Genomic DNA, 16,436 nt, shown 5'->3' with positions numbered 1-16,436 from the left:
GCCGAAACCCCTATTTCGGGCCGCGATGTGGCTCGCCAGTTCCTCCCTCGCGAGCCGTTGCAACATTACCCAGAACCGCGCGAAACCGTCAATCGGATGCTGCTAATTTACGGGCTCCGTTACAATTATTCGTTTTGTACTACAATTCGATTGACGCGCGTAGGTGTCTGTATATTAGCTATTGGTGGAGGAGAGTATGCTGATCCTTGTCACCGGTGGAACGGGCAAGGTCGGGCAGCACTTCATCGCTGGGCTGCTCGACGATCCGCGATTTTCAAAGGCGCGCATTCGCGCGCTTTGTCATAATCGCTTGTGCCCAGAAACCGAGCGGATCGAAACATTCCGAGGCTCGATCAGCGATCGCGAGACGGTAACCAAGGCGCTTGCCGACGTCACACATGTCGTGCATTTGGCGACATGCAAGGAAACGCCTGAGGACGTCATGGACGTCACCGTCAAGGGACTTTTCTGGTTGCTCGAGGCATTCAGGACGAGCGGCACTGCGCGCCAGTTCATTCTTATCGGCGGTGATGCCGGAATCGGCCATTTCTTCTATCGCCATGAAGCGCCGATCACCGAGACCACGCCGCACCAAGCCTATCCCGGGTGCTACGCGCTGTCGAAGGTTCTGGAAGAGGTGATGCTGGAGCAATTCCAGATCCAGTACGGCATCAATGGCTGCTGTCTTCGTGCGCCCTGGATCATGGAGAAGGATGATTTCAAGTTCACGTTGTCGTTCGGTGATGACGTATTCGGCGGGCCGGACTGGAAGACGCTTGTTCCGGCGAGCGACGCTGTGCGTTATGCGCGGGAACAGACGATCCCGCTCCTGCGTGACGCTGACGGTCGCCCATTGAAGCGCAATTTCGTGCATGTGGATGACCTTGTCTCCGCGATCCTTGCGGCGCTCGACAATCGGCGCGCCAAAGGCCAGCTCTTCAACATCTGCATGGACCGTCCAGTCGACTATGGCGAGGTCGCCGCCCATCTGGCGCGCACGCGCGGGCTCAACTCGGTCGACATCCCAAGCCAGTTCCATTCGAACTGGATGGACAATAGCAAGGCCAAGTACCTGCTGGGATGGCGGCCCGTCTACGATCTGGAAATGCTAATCGACTCGGCCTGGGGGTATATGCGTTCGGAGGAGGATCCTCGCATCGTCTGGTATCCGGGTTGATCATGTGGCGGGCGATGGCGTCCGCCATTTTTAAATGGGAGGAAGCTATGAGGAAGGCATTATTGCTTACAGCCGCGGTGCTGGCGCTGACGGCTGGACAGGCCCTTGCCGCGAAGAAACAGCTGGTCATTGTCGTGAAGGGGCTCGACAACCCGTTCTTCGAGGCAATCAACCAGGGTTGCCAGAAATGGAACAAGGAAAACCCGGACTCCGAATATGAATGCTTCTACACCGGTCCCGCATCGACTTCCGATGAAGCCGGCGAAGCGCAAATCGTTCAGGACGTATTGGGTAAATCCGAAACGGCGGCCATCGCTATTTCTCCGTCAAACGCCAAGCTGATCGCGCAGACGCTGAAGACGGCAAATCCGAAGGTCCCTGTCATGACGCTCGATGCCGACCTTGCTGCCGAGGATTCGGCACTGCGCAAAACCTATCTCGGCACCGATAACTATCTGATGGGCGCCCGCATCGGCGAATACATCAAGAAAGCCAAGCCGAAGGGCGGCAAGATCTGCACGATCGAAGGCAACCCCGGCGCCGACAACATTTTGCGTCGTGCGCAGGGAATGCGTGACACGCTGACCGGCCAGAAAGGCCTGACGGCGCTGAAAGGCGAGGGTGGGTGGACGGAAGTTGCCGGTTGCCCAGTCTTTACCAATGACGATGGCGCCAAGGGCGTTCAGGCCATGACCGACATTCTCGCCGCCAATACCGATCTCGATGCCTTTGGCATCATGGGCGGTTGGCCGCTGTTCGGCGCACCACAGCCCTATCGGGATCTCTTCAAGCCGATGGCCGACAAGATCGGCAAGAACGAGTTCGTGATCGGTGCGGCCGACACGATCGGCGATGAAGTCGCGATTGCCAAGGAGGGCCTCGTTACGGCGCTCGTCGGCCAGCGGCCTTTTGAAATGGGTTACAAGGCACCGTCGGTGATGATGGATCTGATCGCCGGCAAGACCGTCCCGGATCCTGTTTTCACCGGTCTTGATGAGTGCACGAAGGACACGGTCGATACGTGCATCCAGAAATAGTTGGGCAGAAGGAACGGCGGGCGGACGAAGATTCTCCGTCCGCTGTTTTCAACACAAGTGAGGCGCCGGTCATCGGTCGGCGGACTTTCGTTCCACCCTGGCAATGACCTTCTCGCTTGTCAGTTCCCGCACGGCATCCTTCCCGATCCAGCGCGCGGTCCGGTCGCTGGATGCGGCGAGGCTTTCCGCGACCGCAAGTGCCTTCGCGTGGCAATGCGGATTGCGTTTGCCGATGTTCCTCAGCGCCCAGTTCACCGCCTTGCGCACGAAATTGCGTGGATCGCCGGCATGCAACTCAATGAGAGGAAGCCACGCCAACAGGGTTTCGTCCGGTTCCTTCTTCATATGAACAGCAGCGCTCGCGATCATGGCAAAGGCGGTTCGTCGAACAAACTCACGATCGTCGGCCGCGAACTCCGATATCAGCGGCTCGAGACGGGCTTCGACATAGAGGTCCGCCGCCGTGTCGACGATCTCCCACGAGGCGAAGTCATCGGACCATGTTCTTGCGAGGTCCGGCGTAAGCCTCTTCGGTTCGGCCGTATAGAGCGCCAGTAGGCGCGCCTCGCGGATGTTGCTTTGCCAAAGCTCGAGCGAGCGGGGATGACTTCTCTTCACTATCCTCGCGATCTTCTGCAGATCCGGATTGGAGATCCCAAGCGCGGTTTCGGTGACGATCCCGAAACGGGCCATGCCTGATATGCTTTCCTCAGAGCGCAGCGTCCGCAGATGTGCGATGAGCTCCGCTGCGCTGGAGGAGGGGGCGATCATTTCTCCAATCGAGCCAGCAGCGAGGACGTATCCCAGCGATTGCCGCCCATGGCCTGAACGTCACCGTAGAATTGGTCGACGAGGGCTGTCACCGGCAGCTTCGCACCGTTGCGGCGCGCCTCGCTGAGGACGATGCCGAGATCCTTACGCATCCAGTCGATGGCGAAGCCGAAGTCGTACTTGCCCGCGTTCATGGTCTTGTGGCGGTTCTCCATCTGCCATGAGCCGGCCGCGCCCTTGGAGATGACCTCAACTACCTTCTCGATATCGAGGCCGGCGCGCTTGCCGAAATGAATGCCCTCAGCAAGTCCCTGCACGAGACCGGCTATGCAGATCTGGTTAATCATCTTGGTGAGCTGGCCGGCACCGGCCGGCCCCATGAGGCCAACCATGCGTGCATAGGCATCGATCACCGGCTTCGCCTTGTCGAATGTGGTTTCTTCACCGCCGCACATGACGGTTAAAACACCATTCTCGGCACCTGCCTGTCCGCCCGATACCGGAGCGTCGATGAAGGCACAGCCCTTTGCTTTCGCGGCGGCATCGAGCTCGCGGGCAACTTCCGCGCTTCCAGTCGTGTTGTCGATGAGGATAGCGCCCGGCTTCATCGTCAGGAGAACGCCGTCCTCGCCCGTTGTCACCGAGCGGAGATCGTCGTCGTTGCCGACGCAGGTGAAGACGAAGTCCGCATCCTTCGCCGCTTCTGCCGGCGTTGGGGCGGACTTGCCGCCGAATTTCTCCACCCAGGCAGCCGCCTTTTCCGTGGTCCGGTTGTAGACCGTGACATCGTGGCCGCCTTTCACCTTGAGATGGCCAGCCATGGGGAACCCCATCACGCCAAGACCGATGAATGCGACTTTTGTCATGTGTCTATCCTTTCCTGAATGCAGGGCATGAGGATTAACCGAAAGCACGCCGCCCGGAAAGCCGTCGGAAGAGCCCGGCAACCTCGAGACGGAAAAATTTTCCCTGAAAGAGCCGAACGCTGGTTCGGATAATCCCGCAAGCGCCAAAAGATAATAAATATAAAGGTCGATCGATTTAATAGAGTTTATCAAGATTGAAGCATCGAAACGCGGGACCGGCGAGAGACCAGGCCGACTCCTAAGGAGGGAACGACGATGATTTCACGACGTCAGACATTGGGGCTTTTTGGCGCGGCAGCGGCAACGGCGTTGCTGCCCGGGGTCAAGGGTGCACGTGCGGCAGCGACCGAATTTCGGATTGGCTGGCAGAAAAATGGCGTTCTGGCCTTGGCCAAGCGCCGCGGCGCGCTGGAAAAGCGGCTGGCCGACCGAGGCATCACCGTCAGCTGGTCAGAGTTCACCTCGGGCCCACCCCTGCTTGAGGCGCTCGGCGCCGGTGCGCTCGACTTCGGCGCAACGGGCGATGTCCCTCCGCTTTTCGCGCAGGCCGCCGGTGGTCAGCTGTACTATGTTGGACTTTATCGAGGCAGCCCGGCCGGCTCGGCGATCCTTGTCAGAAAGGACGCCCCCTTCAAGTCGCTGGAAGATTTGAAGGGCAAGAAGGTTGCCTTCAAGCGCGGCTCGAGCGCCCACAACGTCACGGTGAAGGCACTGCGCAAGGTTGGGCTGACGCCTGAGGATATCGAGGGCGTCGATCTCAGCCCGGCGGACGCCGCAGCCGCTTTCAAGAATGGCAGCATCGACGCTTGGTCGATTTGGGATCCATATCTCGCGATCGCGGAGGCGGATCCGGAAACGCGCATCCTGACAACGGCCGAAGGCATCGTCGACTCCTACAGCTTTTTCCTGGCGAATGCCGAATTCACCGACGCAAACGGCCAGGTCATCACCGATGTGCTTGATGAACTGAAGCAGGTCGGGCGGTCTGCGCAGGGCAATCTCGATCAGACAGTCAAGGAGCTCTCCGAAATCACCGGCGTGCCGCCCGAAGTGACGCGTGTGACGCTGACGCGAGCTGGGGCCGATCTCGGCAGTGTTTCCGGCATTACGGACGCGGCTGCGGCTTACCAGCAGGGGCTGGCCGATGAGTTCTACAAGCTCGGCATCGTTCCGAAGCAGTTGAACACCGGCGACATCGTCTGGCGCGCCAAGGCAAGCTGATTTCCATTCCGACTAGAAGGCATCATTCCATGACCGGCAAACACGATCCCATCAATTTCCTATGGTTCATCCCGACCTCGGGGGACGGCGCCTATCTCGGTTCGAACGAGCAGACGCGTGCGCCCGAGATCGGCTATCTCACCCAGATCGCCCAGGCGGCCGATCGACTTGGCTACTCCGGGGTGCTGCTGCCGACAGGCGTTGCCTGTGAGGAATCCTTCGTGACGGCAGCAGCACTTGCCGCCAAGACCGAGAGGCTGCAATTCCTGGTCGCCATCCGCCCGGGCACAGCGTCGCCGGCTTACTACGCCCGCCTGGCGACAACGCTGGACCGCATCTCGAATGGACGCCTGCTGCTTAACATCGTCGTCGGCGGCAGTCCGGCGGAGCTTGCCGGCGACGGCATTCATCTCGCCCATGACGAGCGCTATGCCCATGCCGATGAGTTCTTCACGGTCTTCGAAGAGCTGCTCGAGAAAGGTGTCGCAAGCTATGACGGCAAGTACATCAAGGCAACGAATGCGAAGCTTGGTTTTCCCTCAGTCCAGAACCCGCGTCCGCCGCTCTATTTCGGTGGTTCGTCGGATGCCGGCATCGACTTCTCTGTCGGCCGCGTTGACAAGTACCTGACCTGGGGCGAACCACCTGCACAGGTCGCCGAAAAGGTCGAGAAGGTGCGCGCGGCCGCTGCGAAAAAGGGCCGCGAGGTGAGCTTCGGCATTCGCCTGCACTTCATCGTCCGCGAGACAGATGAGGAGGCATGGGCGGCGGCCGATCGCCTGATTTCGAAGCTCGACGATGAGACGATCCGCGAGGCACAGGAGCGCTTCGTCAAGGAATCCGATTCCGTCGGTCAGAAGCGCATGGCAGCATTGCACGGCGGCAGGCGCGACAAGCTGGAAGTTTCACCGAACCTGTGGGCCGGTGTTGGCCTGGTGCGCGCCGGTGCAGGAACGGCACTGGTCGGCTCGCCGAAGACCGTGGCCGCGCGGCTGCGCGAATATCAGGACGTCGGCATCGATACCGTCATCGGGTCCGGCTACCCGCATCTCGAAGAAGCCTATCGCGTCGCCGAGCTGTTGTTCCCGGAACTCGGGATCGCCCGCGACGAGCAACGGCACGGCTTCCAGACCGATTTCGCCAAGCATCAGGCTTTCGGTGGCGGCAGCCATGGCGGAAACCTGAAGGTGGTTTCCGGCTCCTAACCCGCCAGACGGCGCCGCCCGCAATCGGGCGGTGCTTCTTCATTGATGACCACGCCCCCATGCCTCTCCGAAGTTGAGGTGGAGCAAGCCGCGAGGAAAAACCTTCATGTCGACTTTCGATACGCCGATTGGGCGGACACTGACCGACCGCGTTGAACGCAAGGGAAATATCCGTCTGCCTCTTCCGGGGCGAGATAAGCTGTTGCCCTTCCTCGTGCCCGTGGCGATCATCGCCGTGTGGCAACTGGCTTCTTCGGCCGGTTGGATCTCCTCCCGCATCATGCCGTCACCGGCTGATGTAGCCGTTGCATTCTGGTCGACAACCGCCACAGGGCAGTTGCCGCACGATATCCTCGTCAGCGCCGGCCGAGCCTTTGCCGGCCTGTTGGTCGGCGGCTCGATCGGTTTCCTGCTCGGCATCGCCAACGGCGTCTCGAAAATCTCGGAGCAACTGACGGATACGACGCTGCAGATGCTGCGCACGATCCCGCATCTAGCCATGATCCCACTGGTCATCCTCTGGTTCGGGATCGGCGAAGAATCCAAGTTGTTCCTGACTTCGCTCGGCGTGCTCTTTCCGATCTATCTCAACACCTATCATGGCGTCCGCAACGTCGACCGTGACCTGATCGAAATGGGTCGCGTCTATGGTATGGGAAGCTGGACGTTGTTCAGGAAGGTGATCTTTCCCGGCGCCTTGCCGTCCATCTTCGTCGGCCTGCGCTACGCACTCGGCATCATGTGGCTGACCTTGATCGTATCGGAATCGATCGCTGCTTCATCCGGTATCGGTCACATGGCGAACAACGCGCGCGAATTCATGATGACGGACATCGTGGTGCTGGCGCTGGTGATTTACGCCATCCTCGGCAAGCTTGCCGATGTTGTCGCTCGGGCGCTCGAACGTCGGGCGCTCAAGTGGAACCCGGTTTATCAGAAGTAGGAGAGGCGTCATGACCATCATTGCGCATGAACGTTTTCAAGGGACCGCTGGCGAGTTCGAATACGAGTCCGATCGTACGACGCCAGAACGCACCGGGGCCGCGACGATTACCATGAGAGCACTTGAGAAGAGCTTCGGCGGCAATCGTGTGCTGCGCGGCATCAATCTCCACATTCCGGCCGGGCAGTTCGTCGCGGTCATCGGCAAGAGCGGCTGCGGCAAGAGTACGCTCCTGCGCATTCTAATGGGGCTCGATGAGCCGACGAGCGGTGAACTGCACTTTGAAAACGCAGACGGCGCGGATGCCCAAGGGAACGCGAGGATCGTGTTTCAGGAGCCGCGCCTGCTCCCTTGGTTGAGCGTTGCCCAAAATGTGGCGGTCGGGCTGGGGGATGGCGTCGACAAAGGTGTCGCCCTTGGGGAAGCCGAGGCGGTGCTTGCCGAGATGCAGCTTGTCGAAAAAGCAAACGAATGGCCGGCCCGTCTCTCAGGCGGACAACGGCAGCGTGTCGCGCTGGCGCGGGCACTGGTGAGCAAGCCGGGCGTACTGGCGCTCGATGAACCGCTCGGGGCACTCGACGCGTTGACCCGGATCAGCATGCAGGAGTTGCTCAATCGCGTCTGGCGGGAATTGGGCTTTACGGCCGTGCTGGTCACGCATGATGTCAGCGAGGCAGTGCATCTCGCCGATCGTGTGATCGTGCTCGAAGAGGGGCGCATTGCGCTCGATCTGGCGATTCCCTATCCGCATCCGCGCAGACACGGCAATCCCGCACTGGCAGAGATTGAAGGGCGGCTGTTGGCGGCGATCCTGGGAACAGAGACCGCTCGGTGAATTTTGACCACGGCGTCCTCAAGGGCGACTAGAACAAAAATCTAGCGGCGGTAGCAATCACCAGAAAGCCTAGGACGACCCAGGCCGCTGCCCATGCGACCGTGTGGTTGGCCCTTGCCAGGACTTCGGGTCTAGGCTCGCGCTTGGGATTAAACTTGTGCCGCCTTTTCGGGGCGGTTCCGGTTTGGGAAGGCCTCTTTCCTGCGCTCATGCCGTCTTACTCGCAGCCGTGGGATTGCTCGGACGGCAATCTAGCATGAAAGCGGCTTAGTGTGTGGTGCTGCTCTCACGTTCGACATAGGCCTGGATGCGGTCGACCAGAATCTCGGTTCCGTGCCGGCGGGAACCGCCGTCGGTGTAACCGTCAAGGAAGACCACCTGCTCCGTGAAGAGCATGGTTGTCCCTGATGGCGTCGCCTCGAAGGTGATTGTTGCGAGAGATGCCGAAATGCGTGTTTCGCCGAGCTTCATGTCATAGGCGTAGATGATGCGCGCCTGCGGCACGATATCGAGATAGCGCGCCTCATAAACGTGCGGAACTCCATCGCTGTCGGCGACGCGGTTTCGCTCCTGGCCGCCGACGCGGAAGTCGAGGCTGTATTCGAGGGACACCCATTCATCGTGGCAGGCGAACCACTGGCGCTTGGTGTCCGGATCGGCCCAGGCGGCAAAAACGCGTGAGAGCGGCGCCCGCATCTTTCGCTCGATCGCAAATGTCGCATGCATGGCGGAATGCTTCGTCATGTCGTTCTTCACTCCGGTTGCTCATCTGCCAGGAACTGTTCCAGGCGATCGAAAGCCCTGTTCCAACCCGCCTTATGCGCTACGAGCCAGCGCTCCATCTCCGCCAGCGCGTCCCTTTGCAGTCGATATGTCCGCACACGGCCGCTCTTTTCCGATCGGACAAGGCCGCTTCGCTCAAGGACTGCTAGGTGCTTCATGACTGTCGGGAGCGCCATTGACAACGGTTCGGCCAGTTCGGATACCGAGGCAGGGCCGTGCCCGAGACGGTCGACCATGCCGCGTCGACTGCGGTCCGAAAGCGCATGGAACATCTGATCGAGAGCGGCGGGCTCGTGCATCATTTTGCGGCTTCATCTGGCCGGAAGCGGGCAGGCAGCCGTTCACGATAGGGATAGAACTTGAAGAATGGGCGCGCCTCCTCAAGGACCCGGGCGAAGGAGGGGCGGGCCAGAAGCCTGTCATAGTAGCCCTGCAGCCTCGGCTGGTCCACGAAAGGAACCAGTGTCTCGGCGTAGAAGAGGGCGGGAGCGGCCGCACAATCGGCCATGGTGAAGCTGTCTCCGGTGATCCACAGGCAATCGCCAAGCTGTCGCTCGATCATCCCGTAGGCTTTGCGTAGCGCCGCCTCGGCGTCCGCCACGCGGCTCGGATCGCCGCCGCCACGCAGCCGCTCCGCGACGATCTGCTGCATCGGTTCCTGCACGTGCAGGTCGAAGAGCCGATCCCACAGCCTGACTTGGAGCGCTTCATCAAAATCGTTCGGGATAAGCGGTGTTGCGCCCGGATAATAGCGATCAAGATACTCTATGATGATCGTCGTTTCCGGCAAGGTGCGGCCCCGCGTTTCGTCGCGCAGTACCGGCATTTTTCCGAGCGGCCAGACACTGAAGAAGGCCGCTCTGGACGCCTCGCTCCCGAGATCGACGTGCACAGCCTCAAACGGCGTGGCGTTTTCGTAGAAGGCGATCAGGACCTTGTGGCAGAAGGATGCAAGCGGATGACTGTGGAGGAAGAGCGACATGCGGTCAGCCTTTCACGCTGTTTTGAAACTTGCGTAATTGGCTAAGTATCAGGTCGTGGCACTGTATTCAATGACAAAGTTGCGCGTTTAGCTAACTATTGGGGGTGCGGGGACTGCCGGGCCATTGTCCAACCGCTTCGAGCGATTGCCAAGGTCATCCGACATTTCCTGCCAGATGCGGCGCAGGCGACGGACATGGAGATCGTCGGCGATCCATCCGATCAGGTGCTCGACACAAGCCTTCGTTGTCGCTGGATTCTCGGTGATGGTTCGGCAAGCCCAGATAAAGTATTCATCGATAGTTGCCGCTTGGATGGGCGGAAGAGCAGATGCCGAAGGACTGTCTCCTTGTACTGGCGAACTTGTGGGTTCATTGCGTATGATGAACGCGTTCAGGCCGCCGAGTTCGCCGATCTTGCGCGCGTCTGCGGTAACGGCAAAAAGAACGCCCGCATAGATCTTGTCGAATTCGTCAGGCCCTGCTCTTTCCGTAGCCGTAACGTCCCGTCCTCCGTAATCGATCGCGCGTTCCAGATCGAAAACAGTGCGGACGTTTAGTTGCTTCAGCATCAGATACTTAGGGAGGCCGAGCATATTGCACAGCTGCGCCTGACCGACCCAGTCAATCGTCTGATAGATGCCGTAAGGCGACTCGATGTGGAGCTGGATTGGATTGTAGGTGGCAAGGTTCTGGACGTCGTAGATGCCGCACTCTTCAAGCCTGAAACGAGTGGCGTAGTCGATCCCGTCGAGCACATCCAGAGGGGTGACACGCGTCACCGGATAGAAGCGGTCGTCGTCCATCTTTATCCACGAGATGATCGACTGCATCTTGATGAGCAGGAACTTGGTCGCGCTCTGCGGCGCTAGACCCAGCAAGGGAGCAAGTGCCAGCCACACCCAAGAGATATGGGTACAATCGCGTGTTCCGTCGTCGCCCATGCCCAGCGTTCCCAGCAGGCGTGTCGGATCGGTGAAGGCGACATAGAGGAAGATTACGATCGCCACGGAGGCAAATATCTCCGCTGTCTGCCAGATAATTGTGTAGGCGGAGAGGTCAAAGACTGCGAGGCTGCGAATGAACTGGCGGATCGCGGCGATAAAGGCGCCGGCGAATGCCAGCGTGCCTATGATCCGGATCTGGCCCAGGAACGCGTTCGGTGGGCAGCACGTGGTTGTTGCGCCACATATTGGGGCGCCGTCGACACCAGCAACCTGCAGCCCGGTTTCAAGCGCCTTGAGCAAGCTGCCAAAGCCGAAATAGCAAATGACCATAAAGCCGAGCGCGGAAAGAAACAGCCGGAGGTCGCCCGCATTGCCGATGATGCGCGACGACCGCATCCGCCTTTCGATCTCCTTGATCAGGCCCTCGGAACCGAGCCGGATCGGTTGGTCGTCCGGTTCGCGCAGATCGGATAAATATTTCGATGTCACAAACTCGAGGGCTGGATTGCTGCCCGGCCTGTCCGATGGAACGCCGGCCCTCGCTGGGTCCTGGTCCCGCGTCGTCGGATAGGAGGCTATGAAGTCCGAAATGATACGCAGGCGTCGCACGCGGATGTCATTGCGCGCGTAGATGAGCAGCAGGGGGATAAAGACTGCCAAAAGCAAAACCGGCCACTGGATGTCCAAGTCGTGCAATTCCGAATGGAGCCAGTGTAGGAAGTTAGCGATGTTGAATGGTTGCGACTCTCCCATGCGACCTCTCCCCAGGGTTGCCCGGAGAGATTCAGCCTCAAATGGTCACTCGTCTACCAACGAGGTGCAATTAGTGATTGTATTTTACCGCAAAACCACGTGTCGCGTGGACATTTCGCGACTGCCATCAGCCACGTCGCGCAATCACCAGATGGCCTGGGCTCGGAAGGCCTTCTTGCATGCGGACGTTGATCTCCCTCATTTCGACGAGCGTGAAGCCGGTTGCCGCCAGCCTTTCGCGGATATACGTCGCCGAATGGAGGAAGCGCTGGTGAGGTCCGACCATATACGGCTGGCCGTTTCCGGAAGCCTCGGAAAGTTCCTCCGATGAGAAGATGAAGAAACCATCCGGGTTCAGATTTTCCGCCGCGCCGAAGAACAGCGGTTCGAGCGCGCCGAGATAGGGCAGGACGTCCGTTGCGGTGATGAGGTCGAACGGGTCCTCGTCATTGTCGTCCAGGAAATCTTCTACCTCCGCGACGAAGAGCGTTTCGTAGAGCTCCTTTTCGTGGGCGATCTCGACCATGTTTTCGGAGATATCGATCCCAGTCATATCTTCGCAGAGATCAGCGAGCGCACCGCCGGTGAGACCGGTGCCGCAGCCGAGGTCGAGCATGCGCTTGAAGGGACCGAGCTTCAATTCCTGCAGCCGTTGGCGGACCATCATCGGCACGTGGTAGCCGAGCTGTTCCACGAGGACATCCTCGAAGACTTCGGCATGCTGGTCGAACAGGGTCTCGACATAGGCGTCCGGCGCCTTGGTCGGCGTTTCGCCGCGGCCCATGGAGGCGATCCGCACGGCGGCACCGCCATGATCTTCGGGATCGATGGCGAGGACCTCTTCATAGGCCTTCACGGCGGCGTCAACGTCGCCCTCCTTCTCGAGTGCAAGTGCCCGGTCATAGGCTTCCGCGAGTGCGTCTTCGTCGATCTTCTTGGCCATAGCAATTCACCATCGTTTTTATTCCAAAGCTGCGTCTACGGCGACTGAATGTCTTTTGCAATGGCGACGTTGGAGGAGCAAAATAAGCGTCCTCTAATGGATAATAACAAAATGGAGGAAATGCCATGGTCGCCGAAATCAGCAAGGCGAATTTCGAGAAGGAGTTGGATAGTCTGCGCCCGGCGCTGCCGGCAACTCCAGGCGAGATCACGAATACGCTCAGCCACTACTACCGCGGTGAGCTCGGCCGGATGATCAGCTGGCGGGATCGCATCGACCGCACATCGAATTGGGCGATCACCGTGGCGGCGGCGCTGCTTTCGGTTTCACTTTCGACACCGAGTTCGCATCACGGCGTGCTGCTTTTCGGGATGATGCTGATTACGTTGCTCCTTCTCATCGAGGCCCGTCGCTACCGTTTCTTCGACATTTATCGTGCCCGCGTACGGAAGCTTGAGCGAGGCTATTTCGCACAGATCCTGGCGCCGAATGGCGATTTCAAAGCCGATTGGGCCGGCGCGATTGCCAAGAGCTTGCGCAATCCGCAATTTCTGCTGAGTTACTACGGGGCGGTAAAGCGTCGACTGCGGCGAAACTATTGCTGGATGTACCTGATCCTGCTGCTCGCATGGTGCTTGAAAATCACGACGCCCAAGCTACAGACCGAAGGCAATCCGCTGACGCAGACGCATTCCTGGACCTATGTGGTCGAGAACGCGGCACTTGGGCCAATTCCCGGCTGGGCAGTGCTCTGCGTCGTTGGGTTGGCCTATGCCGGCATCCTCTATGGCACACTGCACCGAGAGATGGACGAAGACGAGTTCGTCAAAGGGGAGGCTCATGTCTGACCGGCCGTGCGGCCCGATCAGTTGATTATGAATTCACCCCTGAGCGCGCGCCATTCGGTGGCCGAGATCAGTTTGCGGTGAATGTACCGCACCGAATGCAGCGGCCCGTCAAGCTTCTCCTGCCAGAACTTCAGGAAACTGCGCATCTCGGGAAAATCCGGGGCAAGGTCGTAATCCTGCCAGATATAGGTCTGGAGGATCGTTCGGTGATCCGGCATGCGGTAGATAATTTGGGCCGTCGTCAGGCCGTAGCCTTGCAGCTGCCTTTCCATGTCCTTGTGCATCGTCGTCTCGCTTCTGGTTCCAATGATCGCGTATTAGCGATCCTTGAAATGGAACCACGACAAGCTTAACCCAAGCTTGGCGAATTGCTAGTGTCTCATGGATTTGTCTTTTAATTTCAAGTCGTTGGCAGCTATCGGCGGTGAGTGCTGCCAAGCTCTTCAGCGCTTCAGGTGGCGGGTGAGGCGGCGCTCGATCCAAGCCCAGAGATGGCGCAACGCTTCGACCATGGTGAGGTAGAAGATCGCCGCCCAAAGGTATGTCTGGTAATCGAAGGTGCGCGAGAAGGCGTAGCGCGTTTCACCCATCAGGTCGAGAACGGTGATGATCGCGACGACCGCTGAGCCCTTGATCAACAAGATGATCTCGTTGCCGTAGGGGCGTAGGGCGACAATCAGCGCCTGCGGCAGGATGATCTTGCGGAAGGCGATGACCTTGTGGATTCCGAGCGAAGCCGCGGCCTCGTGCTGGCCGCGCGGAACACTCTGGATGGCGCCGCGCAGAATTTCCGCCTGATAGGCGGCGGTGTTGATGGTCATTGAAAACAGACCGCAAAACCATGCGTCGCGGAAGAACCACCAAAGTCCGACCGCTTCCAATTGCGGCCGGAAGCCACCGAGGCCGTAGTAAATGAGGAAGAGCTGGGCGAGCAGCGGGGTGCCGCGGAACACGTAGACGTAGCAATAGGCGATGCCGTTGACGACCTTGTTCTTCGACATGCGAGCAAAGGCCAGCGGCAAGGAGAGGATGGCACCAAAGAAAACCGAGATCACCACGAGCATGATCGTCGTGTACAGGCCATGCAGATAGCGGGGACCGTAGCGGGTAAATTTTTCCGGATCCCAACCGCTGACCACCATTGCAATCAGCGCGGCGGCAAGAAGGATCCAGAGAGCGACGACGACGTAACCGGTGATCCGTGCAACGGTGATCGGCTTGTGCGCTTGCTTCGGCGCCGGCTGCGCCGGAATGAGGGTCTGGGCATGGCTCATCGGCTGATCTCCGAGCGCTTGGCCCACCGCTCGATGTAGCTGAGCCCGAAGGAGGAAATAACCGCGAGACCGAGATAGAGAGCGCAGGCAACGGTATAGAAGAGGAACGCCTGCTTGGTGACCTTAACTGCGACGCCCGTTTGGCGCAGGATATCCGCAAGGCCGATGATCGAGACGTAGGACGTGTCCTTGAGCAGGATCATCCAGAGGTTCACCAGGCCGGGCAGGGCGATGCGCACCAGCTGCGGCAGCACGATAAGGAACAGGGTGCGGCCGCGATGGAAGCCCAAGGCGTCGCCGGCCTCGTATTGGCCCTTGGGAATGGCGCGGAAAGCCGACAGCAGCACTTCGGAGCAATAGGCGGAGAATACGACCGAAAGGGCAATCATGCCCGCGAAGAAGGCATTGATCTCGATGCGGCCCTCGTATCCGAAGGAGGCGAGGACCGACTGAATCAGGATCTGCATGCCGTAATAGATAATGAATAGCGTCAGCAGTTCCGGCAGGCCGCGGAAGATCGTGGTGTAGATGCCGGCGGCCAGGCGGACCGATTTCTCTTCCGACTGCTGGCCGAGTGCCACGAGAAAGCCGATGATCAATCCGATCGGCAGCGTTACCAGAGCGACTGCAACGGTGACCTTCAGGCCGGCGGCGATCTCATCGCCCCAACCAGTGTCGCCGCAGGCCAGGATCGTCGAAGAGCCGAACCAGGTGAAGAGTCCTGCAGGTCCGCAAAGCGGATCGAAGATATGCCCAATCCAGGCCCACAATGAGCCCAGCGCGGAAAATAATCCGCCCATGCCAGTTTTCCCCTCGCGGTTTGTACCGCTTTGATCTTTCCATCCTTGTCAAACAAAAATGGCGGAAGAGCAAGCCTTCCGCCATCAGCTTTATGAGCGACCTACAGCTTTTCTTATTCGCCGTAAACGTTGAAGTCGAAGTACTTGTCCTGGATCTTCTTGTACTCACCGCTGGTGCGGATCGCAGCGATCGCAGTGTTCAGCTTTTCGCGCAGCGCGTCGTCGCCCTTGCGGACGGCAATGCCTGCACCAACGCCGTTGATTTCCTTGTCGACCGGGAGCGGCGTCAGGATCTTGCAGCATGCGCCGGCATCCGACTTGACCCACTGCGACAGCACGACGATGTCGTCGATGACGGCGTCAACACGGCCGTTCGCGATGTCGAGCTTGTATTCGTCTGCCGTCGGGTAGAGCTTCAGCTCGGTGTCGGGCAGGTGCTTTTCAGCGTAGTTCGAGTGGGTGGTCGAGGTTTGCGCGCCGATCGTCTTGCCCTTCAGGCCGGCAACGTCGGTGATGGTCGAATCCTTCGGCACGGCGATTGCCGGCGGGGTGTTGTAGTACTTGTTGGTGAAGTCGACGAGCTTCGAGCGCTCAGGCGTGATCGACATGGACGAGATGATCATGTCGAACTTCTTGGCCTGGAGTGCTGGAATGATGCCGTCCCAATCGCTGCTGACGATGGTGCAGTCGGCCTTCATCTCGGCGCAGAGTGCGCGGGCGATATCCATGTCGAAGCCCAGGAACTGGCCACTGGCGTCAACATATTCGAAGGGCGGATAGGTCGAGTCGGTGCCGATGACATACTTCTCACCATCAGCCATGGCGGCGCCTGCGAAAAGAGACATCGCGGCGACAGAAGCGGCGGCGAGAATACGGGTGGAGATACGCATGTTAGTCCTCTCTGTTGGTGCTGCCGCTCGTGTTCTTCTTTTGGACGGCGGCTGAGCAGGGCGGCGCTGGGCGCTGCCTTGGCGCGATACTCAAACCTTTTTTTGAGGAATTGCAACTGGAATCGCAGGGGGCGCGGCGAACGGTCAACTATGGCGAAGATGA

Annotated in this window: 18 protein-coding genes; 7 read left to right on the top strand and 11 right to left on the bottom strand. The window is 59.5% G+C overall.

What is annotated here, in order from left to right; all coding sequences use genetic code 11:
• The first annotated feature begins 196 nt into the window (after positions 1-196).
• Together RGCCGE502_RS10930 and RGCCGE502_RS10925 are read left to right on the top strand one after the other, a co-directional pair.
• Positions 197-1,177 carry an NAD-dependent epimerase/dehydratase family protein gene (locus RGCCGE502_RS10930; RefSeq protein ID WP_016554225.1) on the top strand — a complete coding sequence of 327 codons (981 nt, stop codon included), beginning with the start codon at positions 197-199 and terminating at the stop codon, positions 1,175-1,177.
• Positions 1,178-1,224: 47 nt separating this feature from the next.
• Positions 1,225-2,214, top strand: coding sequence for a sugar-binding protein (locus RGCCGE502_RS10925; protein ID WP_019279868.1), 990 nt, complete (start codon positions 1,225-1,227; stop codon positions 2,212-2,214).
• A gap of 69 nt (positions 2,215-2,283) precedes the next feature.
• On the opposite strand, the gene RGCCGE502_RS10920 is transcribed toward RGCCGE502_RS10925, so the two are convergent.
• Complete coding sequence (locus tag RGCCGE502_RS10920; protein WP_016554223.1) at positions 2,284-2,985, bottom strand: DNA alkylation repair protein; 702 nt, start codon at positions 2,983-2,985, stop codon at positions 2,284-2,286.
• Complete coding sequence (locus RGCCGE502_RS10915) at positions 2,982-3,875, bottom strand: NAD(P)-dependent oxidoreductase (protein WP_280114295.1); 894 nt, start codon at positions 3,873-3,875, stop codon at positions 2,982-2,984. Before RGCCGE502_RS10915 ends, RGCCGE502_RS10920 begins: the two co-directional genes overlap by 4 nt.
• 231 nt (positions 3,876-4,106) lie before the next feature.
• Here RGCCGE502_RS10915 and RGCCGE502_RS10910 point away from each other — a divergent pair, with 231 nt between their 5' ends.
• From RGCCGE502_RS10910 to RGCCGE502_RS10895, 4 genes are all read left to right on the top strand, one after another.
• Positions 4,107-5,072 (top strand): aliphatic sulfonate ABC transporter substrate-binding protein, encoded by a 966-nt coding sequence (locus RGCCGE502_RS10910; protein WP_016554221.1) that lies wholly within the window; start codon positions 4,107-4,109, stop codon positions 5,070-5,072.
• Positions 5,073-5,101: 29 nt separating this feature from the next.
• On the top strand, positions 5,102-6,277 hold the full coding sequence (gene ssuD, locus RGCCGE502_RS10905; RefSeq protein ID WP_016554220.1) for an FMNH2-dependent alkanesulfonate monooxygenase: 1,176 nt from the start codon (positions 5,102-5,104) through the stop codon (positions 6,275-6,277).
• Positions 6,278-6,383: 106 nt separating this feature from the next.
• On the top strand, positions 6,384-7,220 hold the full coding sequence (gene ssuC / locus RGCCGE502_RS10900; RefSeq protein WP_016554219.1) for an aliphatic sulfonate ABC transporter permease SsuC: 837 nt from the start codon (positions 6,384-6,386) through the stop codon (positions 7,218-7,220).
• Positions 7,221-7,230: 10 nt separating this feature from the next.
• Complete coding sequence (locus RGCCGE502_RS10895; protein ID WP_016554218.1) at positions 7,231-8,055, top strand: ATP-binding cassette domain-containing protein; 825 nt, start codon at positions 7,231-7,233, stop codon at positions 8,053-8,055.
• A gap of 267 nt (positions 8,056-8,322) precedes the next feature.
• Here the strand turns inward: RGCCGE502_RS10895 and RGCCGE502_RS10890 are convergent, their stop codons facing one another.
• The 5 genes from RGCCGE502_RS10890 to RGCCGE502_RS10870 all read right to left on the bottom strand — a co-directional run bounded on the left by RGCCGE502_RS10890 (position 8,323) and on the right by RGCCGE502_RS10870 (position 12,461).
• Positions 8,323-8,799 (bottom strand): SRPBCC family protein, encoded by a 477-nt coding sequence (locus RGCCGE502_RS10890; RefSeq protein WP_016554217.1) that lies wholly within the window; start codon positions 8,797-8,799, stop codon positions 8,323-8,325.
• Between the two features lie 8 nt (positions 8,800-8,807).
• Positions 8,808-9,140 carry an ArsR/SmtB family transcription factor gene (locus RGCCGE502_RS10885; RefSeq protein ID WP_016554216.1) on the bottom strand — a complete coding sequence of 111 codons (333 nt, stop codon included), beginning with the start codon at positions 9,138-9,140 and terminating at the stop codon, positions 8,808-8,810.
• On the bottom strand, positions 9,137-9,820 hold the full coding sequence (locus tag RGCCGE502_RS10880; RefSeq protein WP_016554215.1) for a glutathione S-transferase family protein: 684 nt from the start codon (positions 9,818-9,820) through the stop codon (positions 9,137-9,139). Before RGCCGE502_RS10880 ends, RGCCGE502_RS10885 begins: the two co-directional genes overlap by 4 nt.
• Before the next feature lie 87 nt (positions 9,821-9,907).
• Positions 9,908-11,518, bottom strand: coding sequence for a hypothetical protein (locus RGCCGE502_RS10875; RefSeq protein ID WP_016554214.1), 1,611 nt, complete (start codon positions 11,516-11,518; stop codon positions 9,908-9,910).
• Between the two features lie 127 nt (positions 11,519-11,645).
• The gene (locus RGCCGE502_RS10870; RefSeq protein ID WP_016554213.1) at positions 11,646-12,461 is read right to left on the bottom strand and encodes a class I SAM-dependent methyltransferase; all 816 of its coding nucleotides are present in this window, start codon (positions 12,459-12,461) and stop codon (positions 11,646-11,648) included.
• Between the two features lie 125 nt (positions 12,462-12,586).
• Between RGCCGE502_RS10870 and RGCCGE502_RS10865 the strand changes: the two genes are divergently transcribed.
• Positions 12,587-13,309 carry a DUF2270 domain-containing protein gene (locus tag RGCCGE502_RS10865; RefSeq protein WP_016554212.1) on the top strand — a complete coding sequence of 241 codons (723 nt, stop codon included), beginning with the start codon at positions 12,587-12,589 and terminating at the stop codon, positions 13,307-13,309.
• Positions 13,310-13,326: 17 nt separating this feature from the next.
• Here RGCCGE502_RS10865 and RGCCGE502_RS10860 read toward each other — a convergent pair whose 3' ends face one another.
• The 4 genes from RGCCGE502_RS10860 to RGCCGE502_RS10845 all read right to left on the bottom strand — a co-directional run bounded on the left by RGCCGE502_RS10860 (position 13,327) and on the right by RGCCGE502_RS10845 (position 16,273).
• Entirely contained in the window at positions 13,327-13,593 is a 267-nt protein-coding gene (locus tag RGCCGE502_RS10860; RefSeq protein WP_016554211.1) for an usg protein, read from the bottom strand.
• Positions 13,594-13,752: 159 nt separating this feature from the next.
• A complete protein-coding gene (locus RGCCGE502_RS10855) occupies positions 13,753-14,583 on the bottom strand; it encodes an ABC transporter permease (RefSeq protein ID WP_016554210.1) in 831 nt (276 codons plus the stop codon).
• Positions 14,580-15,383 carry an ABC transporter permease gene (locus tag RGCCGE502_RS10850; RefSeq protein ID WP_016554209.1) on the bottom strand — a complete coding sequence of 268 codons (804 nt, stop codon included), beginning with the start codon at positions 15,381-15,383 and terminating at the stop codon, positions 14,580-14,582. Before RGCCGE502_RS10850 ends, RGCCGE502_RS10855 begins: the two co-directional genes overlap by 4 nt.
• Before the next feature lie 113 nt (positions 15,384-15,496).
• A complete protein-coding gene (locus tag RGCCGE502_RS10845) occupies positions 15,497-16,273 on the bottom strand; it encodes an ABC transporter substrate-binding protein (RefSeq protein WP_016554208.1) in 777 nt (258 codons plus the stop codon).
• Positions 16,274-16,436: the final 163 nt, after the last annotated feature.

Origin of the sequence: Rhizobium grahamii CCGE 502 (assembly GCF_000298315.2) — a bacterium.
Taxonomy (GTDB): domain Bacteria; phylum Pseudomonadota; class Alphaproteobacteria; order Rhizobiales; family Rhizobiaceae; genus Rhizobium; species Rhizobium grahamii.
Note: the sequence above shows the minus strand (reverse complement) of the source record. Positions and strands in the feature narration are given on the sequence as shown.